Annotated in this window: 27 protein-coding genes and 1 pseudogene; 17 read left to right on the top strand and 11 right to left on the bottom strand. The window is 69.4% G+C overall.

What is annotated here, in order from left to right:
* Both AX018_RS04540 and AX018_RS04535 read right to left on the bottom strand, forming a co-directional pair.
* Positions 1–750: cysteine peptidase family C39 domain-containing protein (locus AX018_RS04540; protein WP_245951425.1), on the bottom strand; the 750-nt coding region annotated here is incomplete at its 3' end.
* Positions 751–968: 218 nt separating this feature from the next.
* A pseudogene (locus AX018_RS04535) lies at positions 969–1,214 on the bottom strand (IS3 family transposase); the annotation flags it as partial.
* A 78-nt stretch (positions 1,215–1,292) separates the two neighbouring features.
* On the opposite strand from AX018_RS04535, the gene AX018_RS04530 reads away from it, so the two are divergent.
* Positions 1,293–2,144 carry an SDR family oxidoreductase gene (locus AX018_RS04530; protein WP_111876116.1) on the top strand — a complete coding sequence of 284 codons (852 nt, stop codon included), beginning with the start codon at positions 1,293–1,295 and terminating at the stop codon, positions 2,142–2,144.
* A 60-nt stretch (positions 2,145–2,204) separates the two neighbouring features.
* Positions 2,205–2,492 carry a DUF2218 domain-containing protein gene (locus AX018_RS04525; RefSeq protein WP_170146178.1) on the top strand — a complete coding sequence of 96 codons (288 nt, stop codon included), beginning with the start codon at positions 2,205–2,207 and terminating at the stop codon, positions 2,490–2,492.
* Positions 2,493–2,612: 120 nt separating this feature from the next.
* On the opposite strand, the gene AX018_RS04520 is transcribed toward AX018_RS04525, so the two are convergent.
* From AX018_RS04520 to phnF, 7 genes are all read right to left on the bottom strand, one after another.
* Positions 2,613–3,194 carry a TetR/AcrR family transcriptional regulator gene (locus AX018_RS04520; protein ID WP_146749217.1) on the bottom strand — a complete coding sequence of 194 codons (582 nt, stop codon included), beginning with the start codon at positions 3,192–3,194 and terminating at the stop codon, positions 2,613–2,615.
* Between the two features lie 583 nt (positions 3,195–3,777).
* Positions 3,778–4,455 (bottom strand): hypothetical protein, encoded by a 678-nt coding sequence (locus AX018_RS04515; protein WP_146749216.1) that lies wholly within the window; start codon positions 4,453–4,455, stop codon positions 3,778–3,780.
* 331 nt (positions 4,456–4,786) lie between these two features.
* A complete protein-coding gene (locus AX018_RS26075; RefSeq protein WP_146749215.1) occupies positions 4,787–5,149 on the bottom strand; it encodes a hypothetical protein in 363 nt (120 codons plus the stop codon).
* Positions 5,150–5,419: 270 nt separating this feature from the next.
* On the bottom strand, positions 5,420–5,806 hold the full coding sequence (locus AX018_RS04505) for a VOC family protein (protein ID WP_111876111.1): 387 nt from the start codon (positions 5,804–5,806) through the stop codon (positions 5,420–5,422).
* Positions 5,807–5,872: 66 nt separating this feature from the next.
* Positions 5,873–6,430 (bottom strand): phosphonate metabolism protein/1,5-bisphosphokinase (PRPP-forming) PhnN, encoded by a 558-nt coding sequence (gene phnN / locus AX018_RS04500; RefSeq protein WP_111876110.1) that lies wholly within the window; start codon positions 6,428–6,430, stop codon positions 5,873–5,875.
* Positions 6,427–7,140 (bottom strand): DUF1045 domain-containing protein, encoded by a 714-nt coding sequence (locus tag AX018_RS04495; RefSeq protein WP_111876109.1) that lies wholly within the window; start codon positions 7,138–7,140, stop codon positions 6,427–6,429. The genes phnN and AX018_RS04495 overlap by 4 nt, the downstream gene beginning before the upstream one ends.
* Positions 7,133–7,894, bottom strand: coding sequence for a phosphonate metabolism transcriptional regulator PhnF (gene phnF / locus AX018_RS04490; RefSeq protein ID WP_111876108.1), 762 nt, complete (start codon positions 7,892–7,894; stop codon positions 7,133–7,135). The genes AX018_RS04495 and phnF overlap by 8 nt, the downstream gene beginning before the upstream one ends.
* A gap of 73 nt (positions 7,895–7,967) precedes the next feature.
* Here phnF and phnG point away from each other — a divergent pair, with 73 nt between their 5' ends.
* From phnG to AX018_RS04430, 12 genes are all read left to right on the top strand, one after another.
* Positions 7,968–8,462, top strand: coding sequence for a phosphonate C-P lyase system protein PhnG (gene phnG / locus AX018_RS04485; protein WP_111876107.1), 495 nt, complete (start codon positions 7,968–7,970; stop codon positions 8,460–8,462).
* Positions 8,459–9,088: a phosphonate C-P lyase system protein PhnH gene (gene phnH, locus AX018_RS04480; RefSeq protein ID WP_111876106.1), complete on the top strand. Its 630-nt coding sequence runs from the start codon at positions 8,459–8,461 to the stop codon at positions 9,086–9,088. Before phnG ends, phnH begins: the two co-directional genes overlap by 4 nt.
* 2 nt (positions 9,089–9,090) lie before the next feature.
* Positions 9,091–10,221: a carbon-phosphorus lyase complex subunit gene (locus AX018_RS04475; RefSeq protein WP_111876105.1), complete on the top strand. Its 1,131-nt coding sequence runs from the start codon at positions 9,091–9,093 to the stop codon at positions 10,219–10,221.
* Positions 10,218–11,168 (top strand): alpha-D-ribose 1-methylphosphonate 5-phosphate C-P-lyase PhnJ, encoded by a 951-nt coding sequence (locus AX018_RS04470; protein WP_111876104.1) that lies wholly within the window; start codon positions 10,218–10,220, stop codon positions 11,166–11,168. Before AX018_RS04475 ends, AX018_RS04470 begins: the two co-directional genes overlap by 4 nt.
* Positions 11,156–11,638, top strand: coding sequence for a GNAT family N-acetyltransferase (locus AX018_RS04465; protein ID WP_111876103.1), 483 nt, complete (start codon positions 11,156–11,158; stop codon positions 11,636–11,638). The genes AX018_RS04470 and AX018_RS04465 overlap by 13 nt, the downstream gene beginning before the upstream one ends.
* A 266-nt stretch (positions 11,639–11,904) precedes the next feature.
* The gene (gene phnK, locus AX018_RS04460) at positions 11,905–12,690 is read left to right on the top strand and encodes a phosphonate C-P lyase system protein PhnK (protein WP_111876102.1); all 786 of its coding nucleotides are present in this window, start codon (positions 11,905–11,907) and stop codon (positions 12,688–12,690) included.
* Entirely contained in the window at positions 12,687–13,409 is a 723-nt protein-coding gene (phnL, locus tag AX018_RS04455) for a phosphonate C-P lyase system protein PhnL (protein WP_111876101.1), read from the top strand. The genes phnK and phnL overlap by 4 nt, the downstream gene beginning before the upstream one ends.
* Positions 13,406–14,581, top strand: coding sequence for an alpha-D-ribose 1-methylphosphonate 5-triphosphate diphosphatase (locus tag AX018_RS04450; RefSeq protein WP_245951424.1), 1,176 nt, complete (start codon positions 13,406–13,408; stop codon positions 14,579–14,581). Before phnL ends, AX018_RS04450 begins: the two co-directional genes overlap by 4 nt.
* A 143-nt stretch (positions 14,582–14,724) precedes the next feature.
* Entirely contained in the window at positions 14,725–15,591 is an 867-nt protein-coding gene (phnC, locus tag AX018_RS04445) for a phosphonate ABC transporter ATP-binding protein (RefSeq protein WP_111876100.1), read from the top strand.
* A 77-nt stretch (positions 15,592–15,668) separates the two neighbouring features.
* Positions 15,669–16,619 (top strand): phosphonate ABC transporter substrate-binding protein, encoded by a 951-nt coding sequence (phnD, locus tag AX018_RS04440; protein ID WP_111876099.1) that lies wholly within the window; start codon positions 15,669–15,671, stop codon positions 16,617–16,619.
* Between the two features lie 35 nt (positions 16,620–16,654).
* Positions 16,655–17,437, top strand: a complete 783-nt coding sequence (gene phnE / locus AX018_RS04435; RefSeq protein WP_111876128.1) for a phosphonate ABC transporter, permease protein PhnE — start codon at positions 16,655–16,657, stop codon at positions 17,435–17,437.
* A gap of 72 nt (positions 17,438–17,509) precedes the next feature.
* Positions 17,510–18,784 carry an amidohydrolase family protein gene (locus AX018_RS04430; RefSeq protein WP_111876098.1) on the top strand — a complete coding sequence of 425 codons (1,275 nt, stop codon included), beginning with the start codon at positions 17,510–17,512 and terminating at the stop codon, positions 18,782–18,784.
* A 36-nt stretch (positions 18,785–18,820) separates the two neighbouring features.
* On the opposite strand, the gene AX018_RS04425 is transcribed toward AX018_RS04430, so the two are convergent.
* Together AX018_RS04425 and AX018_RS04420 are read right to left on the bottom strand one after the other, a co-directional pair.
* Positions 18,821–20,947, bottom strand: coding sequence for an NAD(P)/FAD-dependent oxidoreductase (locus AX018_RS04425; protein ID WP_170146177.1), 2,127 nt, complete (start codon positions 20,945–20,947; stop codon positions 18,821–18,823).
* A gap of 38 nt (positions 20,948–20,985) precedes the next feature.
* Positions 20,986–22,518: a winged helix-turn-helix domain-containing protein gene (locus AX018_RS04420; protein WP_111876096.1), complete on the bottom strand. Its 1,533-nt coding sequence runs from the start codon at positions 22,516–22,518 to the stop codon at positions 20,986–20,988.
* Positions 22,519–22,922: 404 nt separating this feature from the next.
* Between AX018_RS04420 and AX018_RS04415 the strand changes: the two genes are divergently transcribed.
* The 3 genes from AX018_RS04415 to AX018_RS04405 are packed head-to-tail and all read left to right on the top strand — an operon-like array spanning position 22,923 to position 26,772.
* Positions 22,923–24,986 (top strand): ferritin-like domain-containing protein, encoded by a 2,064-nt coding sequence (locus AX018_RS04415; protein WP_170146176.1) that lies wholly within the window; start codon positions 22,923–22,925, stop codon positions 24,984–24,986.
* The gene (bufB, locus tag AX018_RS04410; RefSeq protein WP_245951423.1) at positions 24,983–25,945 is read left to right on the top strand and encodes an MNIO family bufferin maturase; all 963 of its coding nucleotides are present in this window, start codon (positions 24,983–24,985) and stop codon (positions 25,943–25,945) included. The genes AX018_RS04415 and bufB overlap by 4 nt, the downstream gene beginning before the upstream one ends.
* Positions 25,942–26,772 carry an HvfC/BufC N-terminal domain-containing protein gene (locus AX018_RS04405; protein WP_111876093.1) on the top strand — a complete coding sequence of 277 codons (831 nt, stop codon included), beginning with the start codon at positions 25,942–25,944 and terminating at the stop codon, positions 26,770–26,772. The genes bufB and AX018_RS04405 overlap by 4 nt, the downstream gene beginning before the upstream one ends.
* Positions 26,773–26,961: the final 189 nt, after the last annotated feature.

Here is a 26,961-nt window from a genome sequence, read left to right as displayed (position 1 = left end):
GCTCTCGAAGACGACGACCACCACCAGCCCGGCCACCAGCACGTCCAGCGTGGTCAGCCCCCGGTGCACCAGCACCTTGTCCATCACCACCTGGAAGAACAGCGGGCTCACCAGCGCGAAGAGCTGCAGCATGAAGGAGATGAGCAGCACCTCCCCCAGCAGCCTGCGGTGCCGCACCAGGCTGGGGATGAACCAGGAGAAGTCGAAGCGCGCCAGCTCGCCCGCCAGGCTCGCGCGGCTGCTGACCAGGATCAGCTCGCCCGTCCAGCGCCGCGTGAATTCCGGCACGGATTCGATGGTGGGCCGCCCTCCGCCACTTTCGGCGCCCGCCGCGCCCGGGTCCTGCAGCAGCACCCGCTGGCCGTCGCACTGCGCCAGCACCACCGCATGCAGGCCGGCGCCGCCCGCCCCCTCGTCACCGCCATCCTCGCCGCCGGCCGTCCCCGGCGCGCGCACCAGCGCCAGCGCGGGCAGCGGCGCGAGCGTGAGGCGCTCGGCCCCGCTGCGCACCCTGCGGGCCTTCAGGCCCAGCAGCTTCGCGGCCAGCAGCAGGTCCTGCACCCCCACCGCATCGCTCGCCGACAGCCCCAGCTGGTGCGCCAGCGTGGCCGGCTCCGCCGCCACCTGGTGCAGCCTGGCGATCAGGCACAGCGCCTGCAGGGCCGCGTGGTTCGCCACGGGCGATGGCCCGGGCGCATCACCAGCATGCGGGTTGAACTCGCGCGCGGCCGCCGAAGGCGCGCCTTCCATTTCCGCCGAACGGATCCCAGACATATTCCCCCAGAACCCAACGGATCCCGCCCCAATTTGACAAGGGCGCGATGGTAGGGGAGGAAGCTGCGTTAACACAATGTCATCAATGCATGGGTTTCGATACTTTCTTGAAATAAAAACCATTAATGCAGCGCTGGACAAGCCACCGTTTTCAGATCGTCTCGGCCAAGGCATTGGCGCAGCTGTCGCCCTTGGAGCCAACCAAGGGCTCGATAGACGGAGGTGAAGTCCGAAACCCGGAGTCGGTTCGGCCGATCGGCCTTGAACTGCCGGTTCACGCGATCCAGCGGGCATGCGGCCTTCTTGTCCGGCATGGTCGTGCGCACTGACTTGCCGCGCATCGCGCCGCGCAGGCCCAAGTGCCGCACCAGCCGCTCGACCATGCAGCGCGCCACCGCCTGGCCTTCGCGGCGAATGGCCGCCCACTGGGACTCGTAGCCTGGGGCGACTCATGGTGACGCTTGACGATTCACTAAACGTACATTAGTGTACGTTTAAAGAAATTCAGGAAGTCCATCATGTTTGCAGTCACTGCCGCCACGGGCCATCTCGGCCGCCTCGCCATCGAGAGCCTGTTGAAAAAAGTCCCGGCCACGGAAGTCGTGGCCATCGTCCGAAATCCCGCAAAGGCCGCAGATCTTGGTGTCGAAGTGCGGCAGGCTGACTACGACCATCCCGAAGCCCTGGAGGCTGCGCTGACCGGGATTGACCGAGCCCTCCTGATCTCTTCGGACAATTTCGAGCGCCGCGTCCAGCAGCATCGCAACGTCATCGCGGCGGCGGAAAAGGCCGGTGTGTCGTTGCTCGCCTACACCGGCCTGATCCATTGCGACCAATGGACGGTGCCGTTTGCCGAAGACCACAAAGTGACCGAGCAGGACTTGGCGTCGTCATCGCTGCCGACGGTCGTGCTGCGAAACGGCTGGTACTGGGAAAACCACACGCAAGGACTGCGCGGCGCGATTGCCGCGGGCGCGCTGGCTGGAGCGGCTGGTGATGGGCGAATCGCCTGGGCGGCGCGCCGCGATCTGGCCGAAGGTGGCATCGCGGTGCTGACCGGCGACGGCCATGCCGGCAAGATTTATGAACTGGCGGGTGATTCGTCTTACACCCTCGCTGACCTCGCAGACGAGGTGTCGCGCCAGACAGGCAAAGCCATCGCCTACCGCAACATGCCTGAGGCAGCCTTTGCGGGGTTCCTTGAGCAGGTCGTGCAATTCCCCGCGCCTCTCGCGGCCCTGCTTGCCGAGACGGAGGCCAAGGGGCTTGGCAACGGCCTGACAGAAGAGCGCTCCGGAACCTTGTCGCGGCTTATCGGGCGGCCGACCACCACATTGGCCGACGCTGTTGCGTCTGCATTGGCGAACTGAGTCAATTCACGATCCGGGTGGCGCATCCAGAATCATCGACAAACGCGAAAGGGATCTCAAGTGAAAGAGTCGCGCGTATCCGTAGCAACGGAGAGTGGCAGCAAGTACCTCAGGCAACTTTCAAAGCATTGGAGCCATCGCTTCCCCGTGCGCCTCGACTCGAATACAGCCCATATCGATCTTGGCAATGATCAGTCGGTTGAGCTCTCCGCCGACGAGGCATGTCTGAAAATGCTGATCAAAGACCTTGATGCGAACCGTCTTGGAGAGCTTGAGGCGATCGTTGAACACCACATCAACGGGTTCGCTTTTCGTGAGACGCTGAAGTACGAGTGGAAGCGGTCCTGAAATCTCGCGAAATCTGGTTTTTCATAAGTCCTTTGCGGACATATGACACTTGCCAGCATTGCGTTTCCCCTTTGTTGGATGGGTGAATTCGGCGGCGCCCCTCCGAAGGGCGCCTCCCCATCAAGGGCGTGCCATCAACCCGTGGAGCACGATGGCTGTTCGGCGATCGCGCGCTGCCTTCTGGTCCCTTGCATTATCCAGCCGCCAATCGGCGCCGATCATTCTGCACGCGATGAGGATGTCGATCGACGTCAAGTCAGCGCGCACATGACCCTCGTCTTGCGCGCGCCGCAAGGGTTCTTCGATGAGCACGAGAATCCTGCGCTGACAGCCCTCATGGTCGCTGACATCGTCCAACACGGGAAGAGTTGCGAGAAAACGGTTGTAGACCTGCATCATGTCCGAGAGTTCATGCATGACGCAAACCAGATCGCTGTCGGGTGCAGCGGCGAGCCGCCGGGAAATCTGGGTGAGATCCTCTTCCAGCACCGCAAGGTACAACTGGCCACGGTCGGAGAAATTGCGATGGACCGTCCCGCGCGTCGTGCCAGCGCGCTCGGCAATCGCTTCAAGCGGCACATCGCCACCTGTCTCGCGCATCATCATTCCAGCTGCAGCGATCAGGCGCGCGCGGTTCTGAATCGCGTCCGAACGCGGCCCGCGAATGCGTTTGCTTTCCGTTGGATCAGGGAGTCGCGTCACGGTAGCGTCCAGCCTTCAGGGTGCGGGGCCTCTCAGCGGAGCGCAATGAGGGCTGCGTGGGATGGTTCTTGTGCAAGAGTCATTGTGAGCAATACGCCCGAAAGAATGCTCTCGGGAAGTCTTCCCATTGTCGCATTCGATCCTTGGCGAAGTGGCCTCAACCCGGTGCACGGGCCGGCAAGGGGGGCCAAGCATGTACTTCAACCAGAGCAACCAGGAACAACGACGTCAGGGAGAACGAACTACCGATTGATCAGGCGCTCATGAAGTGATGGCAGGACAGCTCAGATCGTGGTTGGCAAAGCCCGCGCCGAATGAGGCCCTCCAAGTGCGTGTATGCGATCGAGGCGTCAACCCGCAAATCCCATCAGGGACAGCGGCCCGAAAGGCTGCAACCAAAGTCCGAATGTACGGGGGCCATCCTTATCGTCGAGCCGTCGCGAATGGAGGACTGGGCATGGGGGGCGTCCATGTATGTCCGGCGAAGTCATCTTGATGCCGCAGATACCCGGGCTCAAGCTTGCGCGAGCGCTTGGTCGTCAGGTTCAAGCCCAGGTTCGCTTGCTTCATCGATCGGATTCTCTCAGCGCATCTGCGCGCCCAGCGCATCGGGTGCCGAGTTGCGCAGACTGTCACTCATCAGCAATACCACGGACTTCTGAGGCGCCCCAGGCCCATCATTCAACTGGAGTTGTTTCATCAGATCCACGCTTTTCAGTGCGCGCTTGGCCGCCTGTGCCAAAGCGGGCGGATCCGACGATGCCGGGTTTTGCGCCAGTTGATAGAGCGTTTGCGCGTCCAGTCGCTTCGAGGAATTACCCGCCCGATACGTGTTCAGGAAATCGAGCGCTTCATGGTCGGGCATTTCTTGGGCGGCTTCCCTGATGGCTCGCCCGACGAGGAGGGTGGGCTTGACCGTATCGTCGAAGGCACCGGAGGCCGCGAGGTCAAAGCTCTCCACGCTGGCGATGCCATCCCGCGTACCGGCTGTGTCGTCGCGCGATTCCAGCTTCGAAAACAATTGGGGGGTGGACAGCATGAAGCTGGCGGCGTCAGAGACATCGGCGGGTGTGCTGCCGCTACTGTTGCGCGCGATGCTCAAGAGGTCGTTCATGTTGACCGTTTGCTTGCCGGTCGTCCGCATGAACTGCGCCAGCGCGGCGCTGGCCTGTCGGGCGGCCTGTTGCCTGTCCTGGGGCAGCGAACTGGTGCCTCCCAGGAAGTTGGACCGGGGGGTCGAGACTAGTTTGATCATTCCCATTTAATGGACTCCTTTGCACGCCATGAGGCGATGCGGTGGATGATGCGCGCCGTTGAAGACACGCGGCGAGGGATTGCCCGAGCCTGCGCGGACCAGAGGTGCCGACAATGCTGCGTGGCGATCGGTTTACATACTAGAAAGTGCCTGTGGTGGTGGTGCCTCGGGAAAGCGAAGAGGTGAGGGGAAATCTGAAGTGGGCGTGTTTCGTCCCGATACCCCGCATCGACATCGCATATGCGTGCCCCCCCGTGAGGGGGATGGACCGTGCGAAGCCCTCGGATCTCCCCCGCTGCGTGGACGCGGGGCTGCGTGCTCAGGGATGCATTGAGGCTCAGTGCAGGGACCTGCGGAAGTTCATGTCCGACACGAAGTTTTTTGATCGAGGGCGCTCACGGCCAGCGCGGTGCTCTGGAGGAAGCGCCCCCGATAGGCGTGCTCCGCCGTCGTTCAGCCGGAGCTCCTGCAGCAGGTCGATTGCCCGGTGCGTGCTGAGCTCCATGCTCCTTGGAAGGCACGAGCGCAGCAGCCCGTTGGTGTTCTCGCTGGTACCTCTCTGCCAGAGGCTGTGCGGATCGCAGAAGTAGACCTGCAGTCCGGTGGCGATGGAGAGCCCTGCCTGCTGGGCCATTTCCGTGCCTTGGCTCAGATAAGAAACCTCTTCAACGGCTTTGGCATTCAGGGCAGCGTTGAACAAGCCACCGTTTTCAGCAAGCCACGCGCATTGATCGCATAACGCGTGATGGGTCCGTGGCAACAGGTGGTTTTCGAGGCCCCCCAAGGCCCGTTCATCGCCTCAAGCGCCCGTAGCACCCGCAGCAGGCGCACTCATGCCACAAGGTGCTTGCGTACGAGGTCGATGTTGGCCAGACCCAATGCCACGAATGCGGCGTGGCATTTTTGAAGTAATGCATGTGCGCCTCCAGCCACCTCCCGGCGCCTCCCGGCACGAGGGATTGCAGGCCGCTCAAGGCGCCGCGACGGGCGTGCACAGCTCCACCAGCACGCCGTCCAGGTCGGCCACGTAGGCGATGGTCTGGCCCCAGGGCATCGCCTGCGGCTCCTGCACGGGGCGCGCGCCGGCGGCCACCGCCCGCTGCAGGGCGGCCGGCACGTCGGGGGTGGTGAAGGCGATCTCGAAGCTCGGCGCGTCCGCCGACGCGCGCTTGGGGCTCTTGCCCAGCTCTTCCATCAGGCGCAGGGACGAGAAGGCGAGCGCGGTGGCGCCGGTATCGAGTTCGCCGTAGTCGCCCGATTCGTGGAGGAAGCGGCGCTGCAGTCCGAAGGCGGCCTCGTAGAAGGCCAGGGTGCGGGGGACGTCCTCGACGTAGAGAATGGTGTAGCCGAATTGCATGGTGCGGGGCACGGGGCCTCTGTGGTGTGAAAGGCCGCCAGGGTACCCCTTTCACGCGCACGCTCTTCACGCCTGCCAGCCCGGCAATGCCCGCAGCGCCTCCAGCAGCCGCCCGCCCGCGTCCGCGAGCGCGCCGTCATTGGCGATCGTGATCGTGGTGCCCGGCCGGTCGGGCGCCGCCGGGCGGGCCATGCGGCCCAAAATCTGCTCCGCCGACTCGCGGCCGCGCGCGGCCAGGCGCTGGCGCAAGACCTCGGGCCGGGCCGTGACCAGCACCCCGGTAAGCCCCGGAAACCGGGCGGCCGCCTCGCCGAAATGGGCGCGCGAGCCGTTGACGAAGACCCAGGCGCCACGCTCCAGCGGCGCCAGCTCGGCCACGCGGATGCCATACCAGAGGCCGTGTGCCCGCCACGACAGCGCGAAAGCGCCGCGTGCAGCGTCGGCGGCGAATGCGGCGGCCTCCAGGGCCTCGTGGGATTCGCCGCCCGCATCGGCCCTGCGCGTGATGGTGCGGCGCGCCCAGTGGACCGTGGCCTGCTCCCCCAGGCGGGCGCGCAGCCAGCCCAGCACGCTGTCCTTGCCCGCGCCCGACGGACCCATGACGTAGAGCAGCCGCGGGTTCATGCATGCAGCACCCACTGCTCCACCAGCCGGAAGTCGGCACCGGGCGCGGGTTCGGCGAACAGCGACAGCCGGTCGATCACGCACGGGCCCAGGCCCTCGAAATGCGCCCGCGCCGCCGCCTCCAGGGCATCGCGCAGGGCCTGCGGCGCGCCTTCCAGCCGCCCCGTGAGGGAGAAATGCAGCCGGAACTCCTCCAGCACCCACGGATAGCCCCAGGCCTGCAGCAGCGCCTCCTGCGCGGGCGTGAGCCTCCGCTGCGCGCGGCGCCGGTCCTGCTCCTGCGGCGTGAGCGGCGCGGCGAAGGCATGCAGGCGCTGCACGCAGGCCGCCGCGAGCGCGTGGGCCCAGGCGGCATCGCCGTCCGGGCACAGGGCCAGGAAGCCGTCCAGCCAGCGCACGCGCCACGGCGGCAGCGGCGTCGCGGGCAACTCGGCGCTCAAGGCCTGCAGCGCGGCGCGCAGGGCCGGGTCCGAGGCCCCCTCGGCCAGGCGGAACGGCGGCTTCAGCGTCGCATGCCAGCCGTAGCGGCGCGGCTCGGCCGTGGCACGGGCGAAGACATCCGGCGCGATGCCCGGCACCCGCGGCTGCGCCAGCGCGGCGCCCGTGGCGGCGCAGCGCCCCAGCCAGCGGCTGCCGGCCTGCCAGCCGGCGCCCCCGGCCGCCGGCGCGAAGTAGACCGCGTACCGCCAGGCCCGCGCCGTGTCAGCCATGGAAGTGGTCCACCGTGAGGCTCACGCGATCGCCCGCGAACCAGGTGCACGCGTATTCGATCGGCACGCCCTGCGCATCGACGTTGACGCTCTTGACCTGCAGCACGGGCCGCGCGGGCGGCTGCCGCAGCACGGCCGCCACGTCCGGGGTGGGCATGCGCGCGGTGATGCGGCTCTCGGGGCGCTGGTAGTCCGGCACGCCGTGCGCGGCGAAGGCTTCGGTGATGGAGCCCGTCGCGCGCACGATGTCTTCGAGCCGCGCGAAGCGCGGCAGGGGAAAGTAACGGCTGCTCACGTGCAGGGGCTGGCCCTCCCCTTCGCCCAGCACATGCAGGTGCAGGAGCGGGCTGCGCGCGGGCACCTGGAGGACCCGGGCCAGATCCGCCGTGGCGCGCAGGCGCTCGCCCGAGAGCACCCGCAGGCGCCCGCGCAGGCCGACCTGCGCCAGGTTCTCGCGGTAGCGCGTGCGCCGGCCCAGCGCGAGATCGACCGCGAAATCCTCGACATAGGTGCCGCTGCCCTGGGTGGCCCGCACCAGCCCGCGCTGCGCCAGGCTCGACAGCGAGCGGCGGATGGTGTGGCGGTTCACGCCGAACTGCTCGGCCAGCGCGTGTTCGGACGGCAGCCGGGAGCCCGGCGCATAGACGCCCCGCGCGATGGCGTCGGCGATGTCGTTGGCGATGCTGGCCCAGAAGCGATCGCGTTCCCCGCCCTGGCCCTCGGCGGGTGATCCGGAAGTTGCTTGGAATGTCATGAAAGTTAAACAGGGGGCGCCTAAGCTGGCGCTCGGTTTGATTTGTATAGACAACTTTAAGGGTAGCGGAACGATGTTTCATGCATTTGACAACCTGCCCCCGGGACGCTCCGCGACACGCGCCGAATGGATGGCCTTGCTGGCACGCGCGCCCGCCGACCTGCTGGCCGGCGCCCTGGGCGACCGCGCCCGGGAAGAACCCCGCTGGCTGCGCCCGCCGGAGACCGGCCTGATGATGGTGCAGGGCCGCATCGGCGGCACGGGCGCGCGCTTCAACGTGGGTGAGGTGACCGTGACGCGCTGCGCGCTGCGCCGGCCCGGCGCGGCCCCCGTGGGCGTGGCCTATGTGCTGGGCCGCAGCCACCGCCAGGCGCGCCTGGCGGCCCTGGCGGATGCGCTGCTGCAGGAGCCCGGCGAGCACGCCGCCCTGGAAGCGGCGCTGCTGCAGCCCGCGCGCCGCCACATCGCCGCGCAGCGGGCGCAGCAGCAGGCGAGCGCGCAATCCACGCGCGTGGACTTTTTCACCATGGCGCGCGAAAGCGCCGGCGGCGAGGAGGACGAGGCATGACCCCGCCGCCCGTGGCCCTCGACACCCTGCGCCCCGGCTTCCGGGATGCCGCCCTGGGCAGCCAGGCGGTGTTCCGCATCGCGCTCGCGGCCCTCTCGCATCCCGGCCGCCCGCTGCCGATTCCACGCGTGGCGGAGGTGCCCGACATCGGGCACCCCGCGGCGGCAGCGCTCATGCTCGCGCTGCTGGATGCGGACTGCGCCCTCTGGCTCTCGCCCCGCATCGCGCGCGGCGACGCGGGCGACTGGCTGCGGTTCCACACGGGCTGCCGCCTGGCCGGCTGCCCCGGCATGGCGGATTTCCTCTGGATCGGGCTGGGCGATCCGCTGCCGCCCCTCGCGGGGCTGAGGCTGGGCAGCGACACCTACCCCGAGGAGTCGGCCACCTGCGTGGTCGAGGTGGAGGCGCTGCACGCCCCCGAGACCGGGCCCGGCTGGTGGCTGAGCGGCCCCGGCGTCGCCGGCCGCCAGGGGCTGGACGTACAGGGCGGCCCGCCCACGCTCGCCGCGCTGCAGGCTGAGAGCCACGCGCTGTTCCCGCGCGGCGTGGACCTGTTCCTCGCCACGCCGGACCAGATCGCGGGCCTGCCGCGCACCACGCACATCGAGCATTCACGGGAGCGCTGACCATGTACGTGGCCGTCAAGGGCGGTGAAGCCGCCATCCTGCAAAGCTACCGCCTGCTGGCCCGGCAGCGGCGCGGCGACGTGCGCCAGCCCGCGCTGCACGTGGACCAGATCCGCACCCAGCTCAAGCTGGCCGTGGACCGGGTGATGACGGAAGGATCGGTCCACGACCCGGAACTGGCCGCGCTGGCCATCCAGCAGGCGAGCGGCGACCTGGGCGAGGCGATCTTCCTGCTGCGCGCCTACCGCACGACCCTGCCGCGCCTGGGCAGCACGCTGCCCATCGACACCGCGCGCATGCAGCTCGCGCGCCGCATTTCCGCCACCTTCAAGGACATTCCGGGCGGCCAGCTGCTCGGCCCCACCTACGACTACACGCAGCGGCTGCTGGACTTCAGCCTCCTGGCCGATGCGGGCGCCGATGCCGATCTGGACACGGAGACCGCGCCGGCCTGCGCCCGGCCGGAGGAGCGCGCCGCGCGCGTGAGCGATCTGCTGAACCAGGAAGGGCTGGTCGAGACCAGCCCCATGCCGCCGGGCGATCCCGAGCCCCGCGACATCACGCGCGTGCCCCTGCGATTTCCCGCAGACCGCGCCACGCGGCTGCAGAACCTCGCGCGCGGCGACGAGGGCTTCCTGCTGGCCATGGCCTATTCGACCCAGCGCGGCTATGCGCACAGCCACCCCTTCGTCGGGGAGCTGCGCCTGGGCACCGTCTCCATCGACATCGCGCCCGAAGAGCTGGATTTCCCGATCTCGATCGGCGACATCGAGATCACCGAGTGCGAGATGGTGAACCAGTTCGCCGGCTCCAGGACGCAGCCCCCGCAGTTCACGCGCGGCTACGGCCTCGCCTTCGGCCACTGCGAGCGCAAGGCCATGGCGATGAGCCTGGTGGACCGCGCGCTGCGCGCCGACGAGCTGGGCGAGGACGTGCAGTCGCCCGCGCAGATGCAGGAGTTCGTGCTCTCGCACAGCGACAGCCTCGAAGCCTCCGGCTTCGTCCAGCACCTCAAGCTGCCGCACTACGTCGATTTCCAGTCCGAGCTCGAACTGGTGCGGCGCATGCGCACGGAGGCCGCGCTCGCGCGCGCCGACTCCGGCCGCCCCACCCCCGACGAGGAAGCCGCATGAACGCCCCCCTGCCCGCCACGGCCCTGGCGCCGTCCGCCGCCCCGGCCGCGCCCGAGGGCGCGCCCGCCTTCAATTTCGCCTACCTGGACGAACACACCAAGCGCATGATCCGCCGCGCCCTCCTCAAGGCCGTGGCCATCCCGGGCTGCCAGATACCGTTCGGTTCGCGGGAGATGCCGCTGCCCTATGGCTGGGGCACGGGCGGCATCCAGGTGACGGCCGCCGTGATCGGCCCCGCCGACACGCTCAAGGTGATCGACCAGGGCAGCGACGACACGGTGAACGCGGTGAACATCCGCCGCTTCTTCGAGCGCACGGCGCGGGTGCGGACCACCACGCGCACCCGCGAGGCCACGCTGATCCAGACCCGCCACCGCATCCCCGAGACGCCGCTGGCCGAGGGCCAGGTCATCGTCTACCAGGTGCCCATGCCCGAGCCGATGCAGAAGCTGGAGCCGCGCGAGGCCGAGACCCGCATGCTCCATGGCCTGGCGGAGTACGGGCTCATGAACGTCAAGCTCTACGAGGACATCGCCCGCTACGGCCACATCGCCACCACCTACGACTATCCGGTGCGGGTCAACGGCCGCTACGTGATGGCGCCCTCGCCGATCCCGAAGTTCGACAACCCCAAGCTCCACATGAATCCGGCGCTGCAGCTCTTCGGCGCCGGCCGCGAGAAGCGCATCTACGCCGTGCCGCCCTACACGCCGGTGGAGAGCCTGGGCTTCGAGGACCACCCCTTCGCCGTCCAGCGCTGGGATGCGTGCTGCGCGCTGTGCGGCGCCACGGACTCCTTCCTCGACGAAGTGATCCTGGACGACAGCGGCAAGCGCATGCATGTGTGCTCGGACTCCGACTACTGCCAGGAGCGGCGCGCGCAGCAGGCGCAGCAGGCACCGCAGGACGCCCCGGCCGCACAAGGAGGCTCGCCATGCGCGTCGTGATCCGCCCCGCCACGCAAGCCGACCTGGAAGGCGTGCTCGATCTCTATGCGGACACTGGCATGGACGACGGCCGCCGCATGGCCTCCGCCGAGGCCCGCAGGCTCCTCGATGCCTTCGGCGACTACCCGAGCTACCGCCTCTACGTGGCCTGCGCGCCGGACGGCGACGGCGAGAGCGACGCACCGCCCTGCGGCGAAGACGCCGTGGTCGGCAGCTATGCGCTGCTGGTGATGCACAACCTAGCGCACAACGGCGCGCCCTCGGCCATCGCCGAGGACGTGGTCGTCTCCCCGCGCCACCAGGGCCGGGGCATCGGCCGCCACATGATGGAACACGCGCTGCGGCAGGCGCGCGACGCGGGCTGCTACAAGCTCGCGCTCTCCTCCAGCGCGCAGCGCTTCGCCGCGCACGCCTTCTACGAATCGCTGGGCTTCGCGCGCCACGGCATCAGCTTTGCGATCGAAACCTGAGATGAAACAACAACCCCCTGTGGCGCTTCGCGCCTCGGTACAGCCGCCAGAGGCGGCAGCTCTTCAGGGCCGTCCAAGCCTGCGCAGGCAGGCTTGGAGCCGCGGCCTTCAGCCCCTTCTCCCGCGGGAAGGGGGACACCGCCAGTGGCCGAGCAAAGCTCGCTCCACGGCGTTTGCTGGCGTGGCCTGCTCCGCGGCCATCGGACGAGGGACGCAGCGCCAGTTGCATGCGTCGCGGGTGGCGCGCAGCGCCGTGGAACACTGAGATGCCCAACACCACAGCCACCCCCCTGCTGCGCGTGCGCGGCATCACCCAGCGCTACGGCAGCCGCACGGTGCTGCGCGACATCTCGTTCGATCTCTGGCCCGGCGAGGTGCTGGCCATCGTCGGCGAATCGGGCTCCGGCAAATCCACGCTGCTGAATGCGCTCGCGGCGCGCCACGCCCCCGCCGCCGGCTCCGTGGAGTACCGGGGCCGCGACGGCATGGCGTGGGACATCCATGCCCTCGCCGAAGCGCGGCGCCGGGTGCTCGCGCGCACCGACTGGGGCTTCGTGCACCAGAGCCCGGCCGACGGGCTGCGCATGGACGTCTCGGCCGGCGCCAACGTGGGCGAGCGCCTGATGGGCCTGGGCGAGCGGCACTACGGCCGCCTGCGCAGCCAGGCCGAGGACTGGCTGCGCCGCGTCGAGATCGACCCCATCCGCATCGACGACACGCCCCGCACGTTCTCGGGCGGCATGCGCCAGCGCCTGCAGATCGCGCGCAACCTGGTCACCTGCCCGCGCCTGGTGTTCATGGACGAGCCCACCTCGGGGCTGGATGTGTCCGTCCAGGCGCGCCTGCTCGATCTCCTGCGCCAGCTCAACCGCCAGATGCAGCTGGCCGTGGTGCTCGTCACCCACGACCTCGCGGTCGCGCGCCTGCTCGCGCACCGCATGCTGGTCATGCAGGCCGGCCGCGTGGTGGAAAGCGGCCTGACCGACCAGGTCCTCGACGACCCCCAGCACCCCTACACCCAATTGCTCGTCTCCTCGGTGCTCCAGCCATGACGCCCCCTGCCCTGATCGAACTCGAAGACGTCTCCAAGCGCTTCACCCTGCACCACCGCGACGGCGCCGAGCTGCAGGTGCTGCGCGGCGTGAACCTGCGGGTGGCGCCCGGCGAATGCGTGGTGCTCGAAGGCCCCTCGGGCATGGGCAAGAGCACGCTGCTCAAGCTCATCCACGCCAACTACCGCGCCAGCGGCGGCCGCATCACGGTGCGCGATGCCGACGGCCGGGCAACGGACGTCACCACGGCCGGGTCCCGCGAGCTGGTGCGCATGCGCCAGCGCACCGTGGGCTACGTGAGCCAGTTCCTGCGGGCCGTGCCCCGCATCAGCGCGCTCGACGTGGTGGCCGAACCGCTGCTCGAAGGCGCCGATGCCTGCGACCCGAACGCGCTCGCCGCCGCGCGCGCCACGGCCGGCGACTGGCTGGCGCTGCTGCGCATTCCCGAGCGCCTCTGGCACCTGCCGCCGGCGACCTTCTCGGGGGGCGAGCAGCAGCGCGTGAACATCGCCCGCAGCCTGATCCTGCCGCGCCCCGTGCTGCTGCTGGACGAGCCCACGGCCTCGCTCGACGCGGCCAATACCGACACCGTCGTGGCGCTGATCCACGAGGCCGCCGCGCGCGGCGCGGCGCTGGTCGGCATCTTCCACGACGACCGCGTCGGCGCGGCCGTCGCCACGCGCCGGATCGACATGGCGCAATTCCGGGGGCAGCCGTGACCCCGCCCGCGCCCGCGAACGCCCTGTGCATCACCAATGCCCGCATCGTGCTGGGCGGCGAGGTGCTGCCCGCGGGCTCCCTGGCCGCCGAGAAGGGGCGCATCACCGCCCTCGACCACGGCACGGTCTCGGTGCCATCGGCCCTGGACCTCGAAGGCGACTACCTGCTGCCCGGCCTGGTGGAGATCCACACCGACAACTTCGAGCGCCACCTGATGCCGCGCCCGAAAGTGCACTGGGCGGAGCTGCCGGCCCTCATGGCGCACGACGCGGAGATCGCGGCCGCGGGCATCACCACCGTGCTCGATGCGCTGGGCGTCGGCGATGCCGACCCCGAGAGCCTGCGCGGCAGCGCCTGGCACCGCGTCACGCAGGCCCTGGCCCGCGGCACCGCGCACGGCCTGCTGCGCGCCGACCACCACCTGCACATCCGCTGCGAGCTGCCGGCACCCAACACCATCGAGCTGTTCGAGCCCTTCCGGGGCCACGAGCGGCTGGCGATGATTTCGCTGATGGACCACACCCCCGGCCAGCGGCAGTGGGAAGACATCGAGCAGGCACGCACCTACTACACCGGCAAGAAGGGCTGGAGCCAGGAGAAGTTCGAGCACCGCGTGGCCCACGCCGCCGACCTGCAGGCGCGCTATGCGGCCCCGCACCGGGCCTATTTCGTGGACTACTGCCGCGACCACGGCATCGCCCTGGCCAGCCACGACGACACCACCGAGGCCCACGTGGCGCAGGCCCACGGCGAAGGCGCCTGCATCTCGGAATTCCCGACCACGCTGGCGGCCGCGCGCGCGGCCCGGGCGCTGGGCCTTCACAACGTGATGGGTGCCCCCAATGTGGTGCGCGGCGGCTCCCACTCGGGCAACGTGGCCGCGGCGAAGCTGGCGCGCCACGGGCTGCTGGACATCCTCTCGTCCGACTACGTACCGGGCAGCCTGCTGGGCGCCGTGCTGCGGCTCGCGGGCGAAGGGCTCATGGACCTGCCCCAGGCCGTGCGCACGGTCAGCCTGCAGCCCGCGAAAGCCCTGGGCATGCACGACCGCGGATGCATCGCCCCCGGCCTGCGGGCGGATCTGGTACAGGTGCGCATGCTCGACGTGCCGGAAGGCCCGCCGCAGGGCGTGGTCCGCGCCGTCTGGCGCGAGGGCCGCCGCGTCATCTGACGCGGTTCTGCGCCCCGTGCGGAATCCGGACGAAGCGGCGCGCGCCTGCCATCGCCCGTTCATCGATCCGTCAACGCGGTGTCATTCCGGCCCACCAGACTTCCGATGTTGTCTAGACATATTTCCCCAAGGGAGATCACGCCATGGCCCTCCGCATCGAGCATCTTCACAAGCATTTCGGCAACGGCCGGCATGCCCTGCAGGACATCCACCTGGACATCGCCCAGGGCGAGATGGTGGCCCTGATCGGCGCATCGGGTTCCGGCAAATCCACGCTGCTGCGCCACATCGCGGGGCTGATGCCCGCCGACGCGTCGCCGGGATCGCGCATCGAGGTCAACGGGCGCTGCATCCAGCAGAACGGCCGCATCGGGCGCGACATCCGCGCCACCCGGGCGCAGCTGGGCTTCGTGTTCCAGCAGTTCAATCTCGTGGACCGCCTGCCGGTGCTGGTGAACGTGCTGGTCGGCCAGCTCCACGGGATGCCGTGGTGGCGCAGCCTGCTGCGCTGGTTCAGCGCCGCCGAATGCGCCCGCGCCCTGGAGGCTCTGGCCCGGGTGGGTATCGCGGAATGCCATGCCCAGCGCGCCGGCACCCTGTCGGGCGGGCAGCAGCAGCGTGCCGCGATTGCCCGCGCGCTGGTGCAGGGCGCGCGGGTCCTGCTCGCGGACGAACCGATCGCCTCGCTCGACCCCGAGTCCTCCCGCAAGGTGATGGACATCCTCGCGCGCATCCACCGCGAGGACGGCTGCACCGTCATCGTGTCGCTGCACCAGGTGGACGTGGCGCTGCGCTACTGCCCGCGCGTGATCGCCCTGAACCAGGGGCGCGTGGTGTACGACGGGCCGTCCTGCGCGGTCACCGCCGCGCTGCTGCGCGAGCTGTATGGCATGCAGGCCGACGAAATCCTGCACGGCGCCGGCCTGCTCCAAAACAAACCGGGCGGCGGCCCGGCCACGGCCCCCTCCACCGTGATCGCGTGGCCCGGTGCGCTCGCGCAGGCCGCCTGAGCGCGCCCCGCATCGCCTCCTCCACGTCCGACCTCACCCTCTTCCCCCTCCCCCCTCTCTCCACAGGAGTCGCTTCCATGTTCCGGAAAATTCTGGCCCTCGCGGCCCTTGCAGGCCCCCTCGCGGCCGGCAGCGCCCATGCGCAGGACATCCACTTCGGCATCATCTCCACCGAATCGACGCAGACCCTCCGGGCCGACTGGCAGCCCCTGATCGACGACATGGAGAAACAGACCGGCCTGAAGGTCCAGGCCTTCTTCGCCCCCGACTATGCAGGCATCATCGAAGGCATGCGCTTCGGCAAGGTCCAGGTGGCCTGGCTCGGCAACAAGTCGGCCATGGAGGCCGTGGACCGCGCCAATGCCGAGGTGTTCGCGCAGATGGTGAACGCCGATGGCTCGCAAGGCTACTACTCCCACCTCATCGTCCACCGGGACAGCCCGCTCAACACCCTGCAGGACGTGCTTGCGAACGGCAAGAACCTGAGCTTCGGCAATGGCGATCCCAACTCGACCTCCGGCTTCCTGGTTCCGGGCTACTACGCGTTCACGCAGAACAAGGTGGACCCCAAGACGCTGTTCAAGGTGGTGCGCAACGCCAACCACGAATCCAACATCCTGGCCGTGGTCAACCACCAGGTGGACGTGGCCACCAACAACAGCGAGGACCTCGACCACTTCAAGGAGCGCCAGCCCGAGAAGTTCAAGGAGATCAAGATCGTCTGGACCTCGCCCCTGATCCCGCTCGACCCGCTGGTGATGGGCAGGCAGCTGCCCGAGGAGACCAAGGCGCGCATCCGGAAATTCTTCTACCACTACGCCGAAACCGATCCGCGCGAGAAGGAGATCGTCTACAGGATCTCCAAGCGCTCCGGCTTCAAGCCCTCGACCAACGACCAGCTCAAGCCCATCCGCCAGCTCGACCTCTTCAGCAAGCGCACCAAGATCGAGGCCGACACGACCCTGGCCGAGGCCGACCGCAAGGCCCGGCTGGCCGACATCGACCGGCAGCTCGCCGCGCTGCGCTGACGCCCCCGCCGCGCGCCATGACCTCCGCCTCCGCCATGCCGGCCCCCGTTCCAGCCGCGCGGCCGCACCGTGAACCGGGCTGGTACATTGCCTGGGGCCTGCTGCTGGCGCTGCTGGCCGCCTCGTGGCGCGGCGCCGACATGCGGCCGCTGGCCCTCATCCAGGACGCCGGCAACATGGCGCGCTACGCGTCCGACTTCTTTCCGCCCAATTTCGCGCAGTGGCGCTTCTACGTGCAGGAGATGCTCGTCACCCTGCAGATCGCCCTCTGGGGCACGGCGCTGGCGGTGGTCACCGCCGTGCCGCTGGCCCTGCTGGCGTCGTCCAATCTGGTGCCCTGGTGGATCTACCAGCCCGTGCGGCGCGTGCTCGATGCCTGCCGCGCCATCAACGAGATGGTGTTCGCCATGCTCTTCGTCGTCGCGGTGGGCCTGGGGCCCTTCGCGGGGGTGCTGGCCCTCTGGGTGCACACGGCCGGCACGCTCGCCAAGCTGTTTTCCGAGGCGGTGGAAGCCATCGACCCGCAGCCGGTGGAAGGCATCCGCTCGACCGGCGCCTCGGCACTGCACGAGATCGTCTATGGCGTGATTCCGCAGGTCATGCCGCTGTGGATCTCGTTCACGCTCTACCGGTTCGAGGCCAACGTGCGCTCGGCCTCGGTCGTCGGCATGGTGGGCGCGGGCGGCATCGGCGTGGTGCTGTGGGAGATCATCCGCGGCTTCCAGTACGCGGAGACCTGCGCCGTGATGCTCATCATCATCGTCACCGTGAGCGCCATCGACCTCGTTTCCGCGCGCATCCGCCGCCTGCTGGTGTAACGATCCAACGCGCGGCGCCGGCCGGGAAGAAACTTACACTGGACTCTTCCCAGGCTCCACGATCCGCCCGCCATGCTCGACCTGCTGCTGCACCATGCCACCCTGCCAGACGGGCGCCAGAACATGTCCATCGCGGTGCGCGATGGGCGCATCGTGGACGTCGCCCCGGGGCTGGACGCCCCGGCCCGCGAGACGGTGGATGCCGCCGGCTGCCTCGTCTCGCCGCCGTTCGTGGATGCGCACTTCCACCTCGACTCCGCGCTCACCTACGGCCAGCCGCGCGTGAACGACAGCGGCACGCTGCTGGAAGGCATCGCCCTGTGGGGCGAGCTCAAGCCCCGGCTCGTGCACGAAGCCATCGTGGAGCGGGCGCTGCGCTATTGCGACATGGCGGTGGCGCGCGGGCTGCTGGCGATCCGCTCGCACGTGGACACCAGCGATCCCCGCCTGCTTACCGTGGGCGCGCTGCTCGAAGTCCGGCGCCGCGTGGCGCCCTACCTCGACCTGCAGCTGGTCGCCTTCCCGCAGGACGGCGTGCTGCGCACACCGGGCGGGCTCGACAGCCTGCGGCGCGCGCTGGACCTGGGCGTGGAGGTGGTGGGCGGCATACCGCACTTCGAGCGCACCATGGCCCAGGGCGCGGAGAGCGTGCGCCTGCTGTGCGAGCTCGCGGCCGAGCGCGGGCTGCGCGTGGACATGCATTGCGACGAGAGCGACGACCCACTCTCGCGCCACGTCGAGACCCTGGCGGCCGAAACCCAGCGCCTGGGCCTGCAGGGCCGCGTGACCGGCTCGCACCTGACCTCCATGCACGGCATGGACAACTACTACGTGAGCAAGCTCATCGCGCTCATGGCCGAGGCGCGGCTGGGCGTGGTGGCCAACCCGCTCATCAACATCACGCTGCAGGGCCGGCACGACACCTATCCCAAGCGCCGCGGCATGACGCGCGTGCCGGAGCTGATCGCCGCCGGCCTGACGGTGGCCTTCGGGCACGACTGCGTGATGGACCCGTGGTACGCCGGCGGCAGCGCCGACATGCTGGAAGCGGCGCACATGGGCCTGCACGTGGCCCAGATGACCGGACAGGCCGCCATGCGCCAGTGCTTCACGGCCATCACCGAGAGCCCCGCGCGCCTGCTGGGCCTGGAGGGCTACGGCCTGGAGCCCGGCTGCCACGCCGATTTCGTGCTGCTGCACGCGCGCGACCCGGCCGAGGCCATCCGCCTGCGCGCCGCCCGCCTGGGCGTGTGGCGGCGCGGCCGGCGCGTGGCCGGCAGCCCCGCGCCCATCGCCACGCTGGCGCTGCCGGGCCGCCCGCAGCAGGTGGACTTCCTGCACCGCTGACCCGCTGCGCCGCCGGCCACGGCCGGCCCGCGGCGCTCAGGACTGCAAAACCGGGTCGCCAGGCGGGCCGCCGTCTTCGGGATAGCCCACGATGTCGCCCAGCGCCGGAAAGCCGCTGATCGCATGCGAGGCCAGCCGCCCGCCCATGGCCGCGCCCTCGGCGCTGCCCACGTTGAGGCCGGTGTAGATCCAGTCGCCCGCCAGCACGAGGTTCGAGAAGCCCGAATCCCAGGCCTTGATGCGCGCGGCCGTGCTGCCGGGCGGGCTGGTCACGTAGCGCTCCGACGGATCGATGTTCGCGCGCCAGAACTGCTGGTCGAACCGCTGCACGCCCTGCCCCGGACAGGCCAGGTCGTAGTCCTGCAGCAGGCTGAAATCCATGCCCACGGGATCGCCGGGGGGCGACACCGCGTTGGTGGTGGCCTTGGGCAGCAGCGGCCCCATGCACACCTGCAGGTACTGGATGCACTGGGCCTTGACCCGCGCATGGGCCCGGGCGGGGTAGCCCGTGTCGCTCAGGGGCGGGGGCGGCTCGTAGTCGGCCATCGCGCCCGAGAAATACCACAGGGACTTCGGCATGCCGGCCGCGGGCCAGGACTCCCAGCGCAGCAGGTGGGAGAAGTCCACCTGCCCGTCGAGCGGGTTCATGTAGGTGGCGCCGATCACCGTGTCGGTGGGGTTCTTGAGGGGGATGTCCCAGCCCAGATCGGCCGTGGTCCGGTTGAGCCAGATCTGCATGGTCTGCGTCTGCACGGTGGGCACCTTCTCGACCATGGCGCGCCAGCGCGCATCCGCGGCCAGCAGATCCTTGCAGAGGTACGGCACCGCGCCCACCGAGATCGCGAACACCACCTGGTCGAAATCCTGCCCCGCGCGCAGCGTTTTCGTGCCCACGTCCTGCCAGGGGGTCCAGTACGACTCCAGATCGATGTCCTGCGCCTGCAGGGCATCGCCCTGCACCAGTTGGCCGTAGAGCGGCCCCGCGGGCCACGACGGCAGGCCCTGCACCTCCACCAGCGGCTCGTACGGCCCGCAGGCGTCCTTCAGCGTGGCCTGCACGCCCATCTCCACGGCCGCGACGGATTTCCGGTCGTCCGATAGCACGAGGTCGCGCACCTTGTGGAAGAACTCGAAACGCACGCCGCGCTGCCGGAGCACCTGGTAGAGCGGCGCGATCACCGTCTCGCCCGTGCCCGCCGCGAACAGCCAGGCGAACGCGCCCAGGTAGGCATAGCTGCGCAGCGACCAGTGCAGGTAGGCCCCCGCCCCCATGCGGGCCGTGCGCGCCGTATCGCCCTGCGGATACTGGTACGAGAGGTTGACCGTATTGAGCGCCAGCGGCGACGACGTGGTCAGCACCGACGCGCCGTGGCGCTGCAGCCAGTCGGAGAAGTTCTCGCCGTCGATGCTGTCGAACCCGTTCTGGAAGATGCGGTCGGCCAGCACGCCGCGCACCAGCGCCATCAGGTAGTCGAGCAGGATGTAGAAGCGGCGCAGGTCGTCGTGGGCCTCGATGATCGGCATCAGCGCGCCGCGCAGCCAGTTCCAGATGTCGTCCAGGAGCGGGTGGCCGGTGCCGAGCGTGTCCTCGGCACCCTCCTTGCGGAATTCGGCCTTCAGCCCCTCCAGGATCTTCTGGCCGGCCCTCAGCACGTCCGCATGCGCCTGCAGCAGGCCCGGCGTCGCGCCCGGATCGATCAGGGCCTGCGCCGTCTCGATGAGCGCCGCGATCCACAGCCGCAGGCTCGACAGCGAGGAGGCATCGGCGGGCGACAGGCCGTTGGTCGGCAGCGTCATCGGCCAGCGGCGGAAGCCGCCCTGGTCGTACTCCCACATCAGCACGAAGCTCTCGGGCAGGAAGGCCTGCTCGAAGGTGGCGAGCGGCGCATCCTTCGGGCGGCCCAGGGCCTCGTAGCAGTCGGCCATCAGGGGCAGCGCGTTGTAGTAGCTGCCCAGGAAGCCGTGGATGCCGTGCTCCTCGATGCGGTCGTTCGGCCCCCGCTTGGTCGCGCACTTGCCGCCCAGGCGCCAGCCCATCTGGTAGATGGTGATGTCGAACTTCTGCTGCCAGCCGGGCTGGCGGGTCAGCTCATACGCCGTGGTCAGCGCGGCGAGGCCGCCTCCCAGGATGGCTATTTTTTGGGGAGCGTTCTGCTCTGGCATGGATGTTTCCCTCTCTCTGTTGTTGGACATGCGTTGTGTTACTGGCCTCTCCAGCCGGCCTGGCGGAGGCAGTCGATGAAATGGTCCAGGCGCGCCTCGTCGATGAAGGGATGCCCGGCCTTCATGGCGTTGAGCGAATAGGGGCCGAACTTGCGGGCCTGCTCCAGCGTCTGCCGCGCCTCGTCCGGGTGGCCGGCCGCCACCTGGCAGGCGGCCAGCAGGTAGTGGTTGAAAAACCAGTCCGGCCGCTTGGAGAGCGCCTGCAGCGCGAAGGCCTCCGCGCCGGGGTAGTCGCCATCGATGAAGCAGGCCAGGGCGCGCGTGCGGATCCAGAGGCTGATGTGCGGGTCCAGCGGGCTGGCCTCGCAGGCCTGCAGCGCATAGGCCGCCGCCTCCTGCGTGCGCCCGCAGAACGCCAGCACCCGCCCCAGCTCGCCCGCCGCCGCGGCGAACTGCGGGTAGATCGACAGGGCATGCTCCTGCTCGGAGATCGCCTGGGCGAAACTCCGCGTGAACGACAGCGCGGTGCCCAGCGTGAAGTGGGCGAAGGCGTCGGTGTCGTCGTTGCTGACGGCGCGCAGGGCCAGGTGGTGCGCCTCGGAGATGTCCACGCGGGGGCAGTCGGACCAGCCCGCCCACACCCGCGTCATGCGCACGAACGCCAGCAGCGCGAGGCTCGGCGAGTCGTCCGGCTTCGACGCCAGCGCCTGCTCGGCGAAGTGCTCGGCCCGCTCCACGTGGTGGCGGCTGGAGCGCCAGAAATGCCAGCGCGCGCGCATGAGCAGCTCCCAGTGGTGGCGGTCGCGCGGGGGCGTCTGGCGGCTCACCAGCTCCTCGCGCCGCAGGTAGACCGGCTCGATGGCGCTGACGATCGCGGTGGAGATCGCGTCCTGCACCTCGAAGAGGTCATCCACCGGGCGGTCGTAGCTCTGGGTCCAGATGGTCTCGTTGCGGGGCGCATCGATCAGCTCGGCGGTCACGCGCACGCGCCCGCCCCGGAACCGGATCTGCCCGGAGACGATGTACCGCACCCCCAGCTCGCGGCTGATCACGCCGTTGGGCGGCAGCGGGTGGCGGTACTGCACCGCCGAGTTGCGGGCGATGACGTACAGCCACCGCGACCGGGACAGGCGGTTGATGATGTCCTCCGCCACGCCATCGGCGAAATACTGCTGGTCGGAGTCAGCCTCGGCCACCCCGAAGGGCAGCACCGCCACCGACCGAGCCGCCGCCGGGGGCGGCGGCTCGGGGGGCGCCGCGCTCTGGCGCGGTGCCACGCCGACGCGCCCCACGAAACGGTATCCCTGCCCGGGAATCGTGACGATCAGGCTGGAGCCGACCAGCTTGCGCAGCGCGGACACGTGGACCTGGAGGTTGTTCTCCTCCACCACCATGCCCGGCCACACCTGGCTGAACAGCTCCGATTTGGTAACCAGCGCGCCCGCCTTGGGCACCAGCGCGCAGAGCACGTCGAAGGCCCGGGCTCCCAGCAGCACGGGCTTGCCGTGCGCCAGGAGCTGGCGCTCGTGCACCCGCAAGACAAAGTGGTCGAACGTGAATTCAGTGGCCATGGATTTCCGAGGGCAGTGAACGACGAACCTGCGTGATCCCCTCCCGGCAGGCTGGCCACCCCACCCTTCATAGATATGTTTCAGAACGCTTCAGGATTCTAAAGATGCGATGAAAGGCAGCGGCATGCCACCATGAAGAAAATTTCTCCGACCCTGTGCGGCAGCAACAGGGAATACACCGAGAGGCGGCGCCGCCGGCCCATGCAGACTGCGCCCTGCATCGACCGGCCACGGATTAGCAACTACCGCGCCAACGGTCGAAAATGACAACAGCGATTGAAAACGACAAGCAAGGAGGAAGAGAGAGGAAGCTCCCACGGCCCACGCCACCCACCGCTACCAATCGCCGGCGCACCAGAGTGCACCCGGCATGCCCCCAAAGAAGAACCACCCCACGCCCCACCATGCAACCCCACGCCACGACCTCCCACGCCCTTCCCGTACGCCCCCTGACCGCAGCCGAGCAGCGCCTGGTGCACCATCTGGACGCCCACTGGACCCCGGCCCGCGCCCTCTCCGAATTGCAGGCCCACCTGCAGATCGCGATCGAGGTGGAGCTGGCGACCATTCCGCTCTACCTCTACACCTACTACTCGATCGACCGCACCCCGGCGGGCTTCCCGGACACCGAGCTGTCGCGGTTCGCGGACGAGGCCGGCGCGACGGTCATGAGCATCGCGGTGGAGGAGATGCTGCACATGTCGCTGTCCTCCAACATCCTGTACTCGCTGGGCCAGCTGCCGCAGCTCTACCTGCGGTCGCCCTCCCCGTTCCCCAGCAACCTGCCGGCGCACGGCAAGCTCGGGCCGGACCACCAGCCCCTGTCCCTGCCGCTGGCCCGGCTGTCGCTGCAGCAGCTGTGGAAGTTCCTCGAAATCGAGTACCCGGCGGCCAGCGACGCGCCGCCCGAGTCCGACCACTGGAAGACCATCGGGCAGATCTATTCCTACATCCGCTGCATCATCAGCTGCCGGCACATCACCGACGCGGATTTCCGGCGGGGCCAGGCGCGCCACCAGATCCAGCCCGGCAACTACTCGTCCAACAGCATCGACACCGCCTACCCGGAGCAGCGGTTCGACGCGCGCTGCCCCGTGGCCCCGGCGCAGGCCGGGTCGGCGGCCTCGGTGGCGGCCTTCGCCAGCCGCGAGGACGCGCATGCCGGCGCCTCCGCGCTGATCACCATCGACTCGCGCGAACGCGCGCTGCAGGCCATCCAGACGATCGATGCCCAGGGCGAAGGCTTCGGCCCCGAAAAGTTCGACGACGCATCGCACCAGGAATGGTCGCACTACTACAAGTTCCTGAAGCTGCAGTCCCGGCTGCAGGGCTACGACCCGCACCATGAAAAGCTGCCGCGCCACCCCCGCCCGCCCGAGCCCGCCGCGCGGCAGTTCAGCCCGCAGGAGCTGGCCACCATCGTCTTCGACTTTCCCGACAACCCCGTGGCGGCCGGCTATCCGGCCGGGCAGCGCGACGTCGCCAACCTGGTGAGCGGCCTCTACCAGTACATGCTGATCATGACGGAGAGCATCTTCCTGCAGAAGCCCCAGGACCAGAAAAAATACTTCAACCAGGCCCTGCACCGCTCGATGATCTGGATCCTGGACAAGATCATCCAGTCCATGCGCAAGGTCTCCCTGCAGCAGGTCAGCACCACCACCGCCAGCCCGCGCCTCGCCCCGACCTTCGAGAACATCGACCTGGGCCCGCGCGAGAACGCCTTCGCGACCCTCGTGAACCTGTGCGGCGAAATCGATGCGCAGTACGGCAACGCCGCCTGGTACACCCAGAGCGAACTGCAGTACTACGTCCGCATGATCCCCACGCTGCCCGACGTGAGCAGCCTCTGGAAGCCGGCCGAAGCCGCGCCGTGCGACAGCGGCAAGTACCACGGCATTCCCCGCTTCCCCGCCAACCCGCCGGGCCCGGACGCACTGCAGGACGGCGAGGCACGCCATGCCTGCATGGGCCTGAACCAATGCCAGGGCCAGGGCCGCACCCGGGACAACGCCTGCGCCGGGCAGGGCTACTGCTCCACCGCGCTGGAGTACGACTACGCCAACCCCGCCCAGCCGCAGGTGTCCGACCACACCTGCCACGTCAAGAACGCCTGCGCGGGCCAGGGCGGCTGCGGGCTCTACGGCACGGGACAGGAGCAGAACCACCCCGGCGCCAACGACTGCGCCACGCTGGGCTCCTGCGCCACCCCGATCAATGCCGAGCGCTTCAGCACGGCCGGCCCCAACCGCGGCAAGAGCGTCTGGGGGCGCGCACGGGCCGTGTTCGCGGAGAAAACCTGGCCGCAGCTGCGCGAGAAGAATCCGTCGCTGCCGGCCGAGCCCCCGCTGCCGCACCCCGAGCTGTTCCGCTACGGGCCGACCATCGGGTGGATCCAGGACTACAGCGGCCAGGGCATGACGGCCTGCGGCGCCAGCGGCATGAGCGGCGCCGGAAGCTGCGCGTGAAGCCCCCGTCCGTGGCCCATCGCATGGGCGGCTTTCCGCAGGACGCCCGGCTGGGCCTCGGCGTGGGCCTGCGCAACCAGCACTTCGGCCACATCCAGGCCCACCGGCCCCCGGTGGACTGGTTCGAGGCCATCTCCGAGAACTTCATGGACTCCGGGGGGCGGCCCCGGGCCGTGCTGCGCTGGATCGCCGAGCGCTATCCCGTGGTCCTGCACGGGGTTTCGCTGTCGATCGGCAGCACCGACCCGCTGGACGCGGGCTACCTGCGGCGGCTGCGGCAACTGGCCGACGAGGTGGCCGCGCGCTGGGTGAGCGACCACCTGTGCTGGACGGGGGTGCAGGGCATCAACAGCCACGACCTGCTGCCGCTGCCGCTGACCGAGGAGACCCTCGCGCACGTCATCCGGCGCGTGCGGCAGGTGCAGGACGTGCTGGAGCGGCCGCTGGTGCTGGAGAACCCCAGCACCTACGTGCGCTTCAGGCACTCCACCCTCTCCGAGCCCGAGTTCCTGCGGGCCCTGTGCGATGCCACGGGCTGCCTGCTGCTGCTGGACGTCAACAACGTGCATGTGAGCTGCTTCAATGCCGGCACCGACCCGATGGACTACCTCGGGGCCTTCCCGTTCGATCGCGTGGTGCAACTGCACCTGGCCGGGCACCAGCATTGCGGCACCCACATCGTGGACACCCACGACCAGCCGGTGAGCGACGCGGTGTGGGCCCTGTTCCGCGTGGCATGGCAGCGCAGCCAGGGCGCGGCCACCCTGCTCGAATGGGACGGCGACGTGCCCGATTTCGAGACGCTGCACGCCGAGGTGCTGCGCGCCCGGGAATTCATCGGCCCCGGGGCCGCGCCACGGCCGCCCGGCCCGCCCCGGCCCGCGGCGGGCGCGCGGACGGCCGTGTCCACGCCCCTCGATTTCATGGTGCCCGAGGTGGCCATGGGACATCCGGCATGACCCCGGCGCCCGAAACGCTGGCGGATGTCCAGCAATGGATGCTGGACGCCCTCGTCCACCCCGGCAGCGCCCCCCCGCGCGCCGCCAGCGCGCTCCTGGAGCCGGGGGCCCACCTCGGCGCCGCGGCCTGCCTGGCGATCTACCAGCGCAGCTACCTCCTGCGGCTCGTGCACTGCCTGCAGGAGCAGTTCCCCGCGACCCGCCATGCGCTGGGCCCGGACGTCTTCCATGCGTTCGCCACCGAATACCTGCAGGCCCATCCCTCGCGCAGCCACACGCTGTACGAGCTGGGGCGGCATTTCCCGCAATGGCTGGAGGACACGCGCCCGGACCACGACCTGCCGCCCGCGCAGCGGGAGACGTGGATCGACTTCATGGTGGACCTGGCCCGCTACGAGCGGGTGCTCTACCACCTGTTCGACGCCCCCGGCCACGAGGGCCGGCCCTGGCCCGGCGAGGCCACGCCGGACGGCGAACTGGTGCTGCAGCCCTGCGCGGTGCTCGTCACCGGCCGCTATCCCGTGGCCTGGTACTACCACGAAGTGCGCGCCGGCCGCGACCCGCAACCGCCGCAGGCCCGGCCGTTCCATGCCCTGATCGTGCGCCGCGACTACCTGACCCACACCTATCCCGTCAGCCCGCTGCACCACCGCTTCCTGGCCGAGGTCCAGGCCCGGGGCGGCATCCCCCAGGCGCTGCAGGCCATCGCGGACGGCACCGGGCACCCCCTGGACGCGGTGGCGCACTCGTGGCGCACCGAGGTCCGCCAGCCCTGGCTGCAGGCCGGCTTCTTCGTGGCCCAGGAACCCGTGGCATCCGGCGCGTGACACGGGTTGGCCATCCAGGAGAGAACCAGGCGCGAGGCTGCAAACGGTGCAGTGGCACGGCAAAGCAACGCAGTGATCTTTTGGGCTGCGAAGCCGCATGAATCCGGTCGGCCCGCCCGCGCGTAATGCGTGGGCGACCTTCCGCAGCAGGGCCCGGCATGCGCCGGCCCTGCCCCCGATGCGCGCGTG

This window comes from Paracidovorax anthurii (genome assembly GCF_003269065.1).
GTDB classification, from domain to species: domain Bacteria; phylum Pseudomonadota; class Gammaproteobacteria; order Burkholderiales; family Burkholderiaceae_C; genus Paracidovorax; species Paracidovorax anthurii.
The sequence above is the reverse complement of the archived record's forward strand: the minus strand, read 5'-3'. Positions and strand labels throughout refer to the sequence as shown.

Coding starts and splice junctions, on each gene's coding strand:
- AX018_RS04405 (WP_111876093.1), top strand. CDS start 25,942: ATGACCCCGGCGCCCGAAACGCTGGCGGATGTCCAGCAATGGATGCTG.
- AX018_RS04475 (WP_111876105.1), top strand. CDS start 9,091: ATGTACGTGGCCGTCAAGGGCGGTGAAGCCGCCATCCTGCAAAGCTAC.
- AX018_RS04425 (WP_170146177.1), bottom strand. CDS start 20,947: ATGCCAGAGCAGAACGCTCCCCAAAAAATAGCCATCCTGGGAGGCGGC.
- phnE (WP_111876128.1), top strand. CDS start 16,655: ATGCCGGCCCCCGTTCCAGCCGCGCGGCCGCACCGTGAACCGGGCTGG.
- AX018_RS04470 (WP_111876104.1), top strand. CDS start 10,218: ATGAACGCCCCCCTGCCCGCCACGGCCCTGGCGCCGTCCGCCGCCCCG.
- AX018_RS04530 (WP_111876116.1), top strand. CDS start 1,293: ATGTTTGCAGTCACTGCCGCCACGGGCCATCTCGGCCGCCTCGCCATC.
- phnL (WP_111876101.1), top strand. CDS start 12,687: ATGACGCCCCCTGCCCTGATCGAACTCGAAGACGTCTCCAAGCGCTTC.
- AX018_RS04415 (WP_170146176.1), top strand. CDS start 22,923: ATGCAACCCCACGCCACGACCTCCCACGCCCTTCCCGTACGCCCCCTG.
- AX018_RS04420 (WP_111876096.1), bottom strand. CDS start 22,518: ATGGCCACTGAATTCACGTTCGACCACTTTGTCTTGCGGGTGCACGAG.
- phnC (WP_111876100.1), top strand. CDS start 14,725: ATGGCCCTCCGCATCGAGCATCTTCACAAGCATTTCGGCAACGGCCGG.
- AX018_RS04465 (WP_111876103.1), top strand. CDS start 11,156: ATGCGCGTCGTGATCCGCCCCGCCACGCAAGCCGACCTGGAAGGCGTG.
- phnF (WP_111876108.1), bottom strand. CDS start 7,894: ATGACATTCCAAGCAACTTCCGGATCACCCGCCGAGGGCCAGGGCGGG.
- phnG (WP_111876107.1), top strand. CDS start 7,968: ATGTTTCATGCATTTGACAACCTGCCCCCGGGACGCTCCGCGACACGC.
- AX018_RS04430 (WP_111876098.1), top strand. CDS start 17,510: ATGCTCGACCTGCTGCTGCACCATGCCACCCTGCCAGACGGGCGCCAG.
- phnN (WP_111876110.1), bottom strand. CDS start 6,430: ATGAACCCGCGGCTGCTCTACGTCATGGGTCCGTCGGGCGCGGGCAAG.
- AX018_RS04515 (WP_146749216.1), bottom strand. CDS start 4,455: ATGGGAATGATCAAACTAGTCTCGACCCCCCGGTCCAACTTCCTGGGA.
- phnH (WP_111876106.1), top strand. CDS start 8,459: ATGACCCCGCCGCCCGTGGCCCTCGACACCCTGCGCCCCGGCTTCCGG.
- AX018_RS04505 (WP_111876111.1), bottom strand. CDS start 5,806: ATGCAATTCGGCTACACCATTCTCTACGTCGAGGACGTCCCCCGCACC.
- phnK (WP_111876102.1), top strand. CDS start 11,905: ATGCCCAACACCACAGCCACCCCCCTGCTGCGCGTGCGCGGCATCACC.
- AX018_RS04495 (WP_111876109.1), bottom strand. CDS start 7,140: ATGGCTGACACGGCGCGGGCCTGGCGGTACGCGGTCTACTTCGCGCCG.
- phnD (WP_111876099.1), top strand. CDS start 15,669: ATGTTCCGGAAAATTCTGGCCCTCGCGGCCCTTGCAGGCCCCCTCGCG.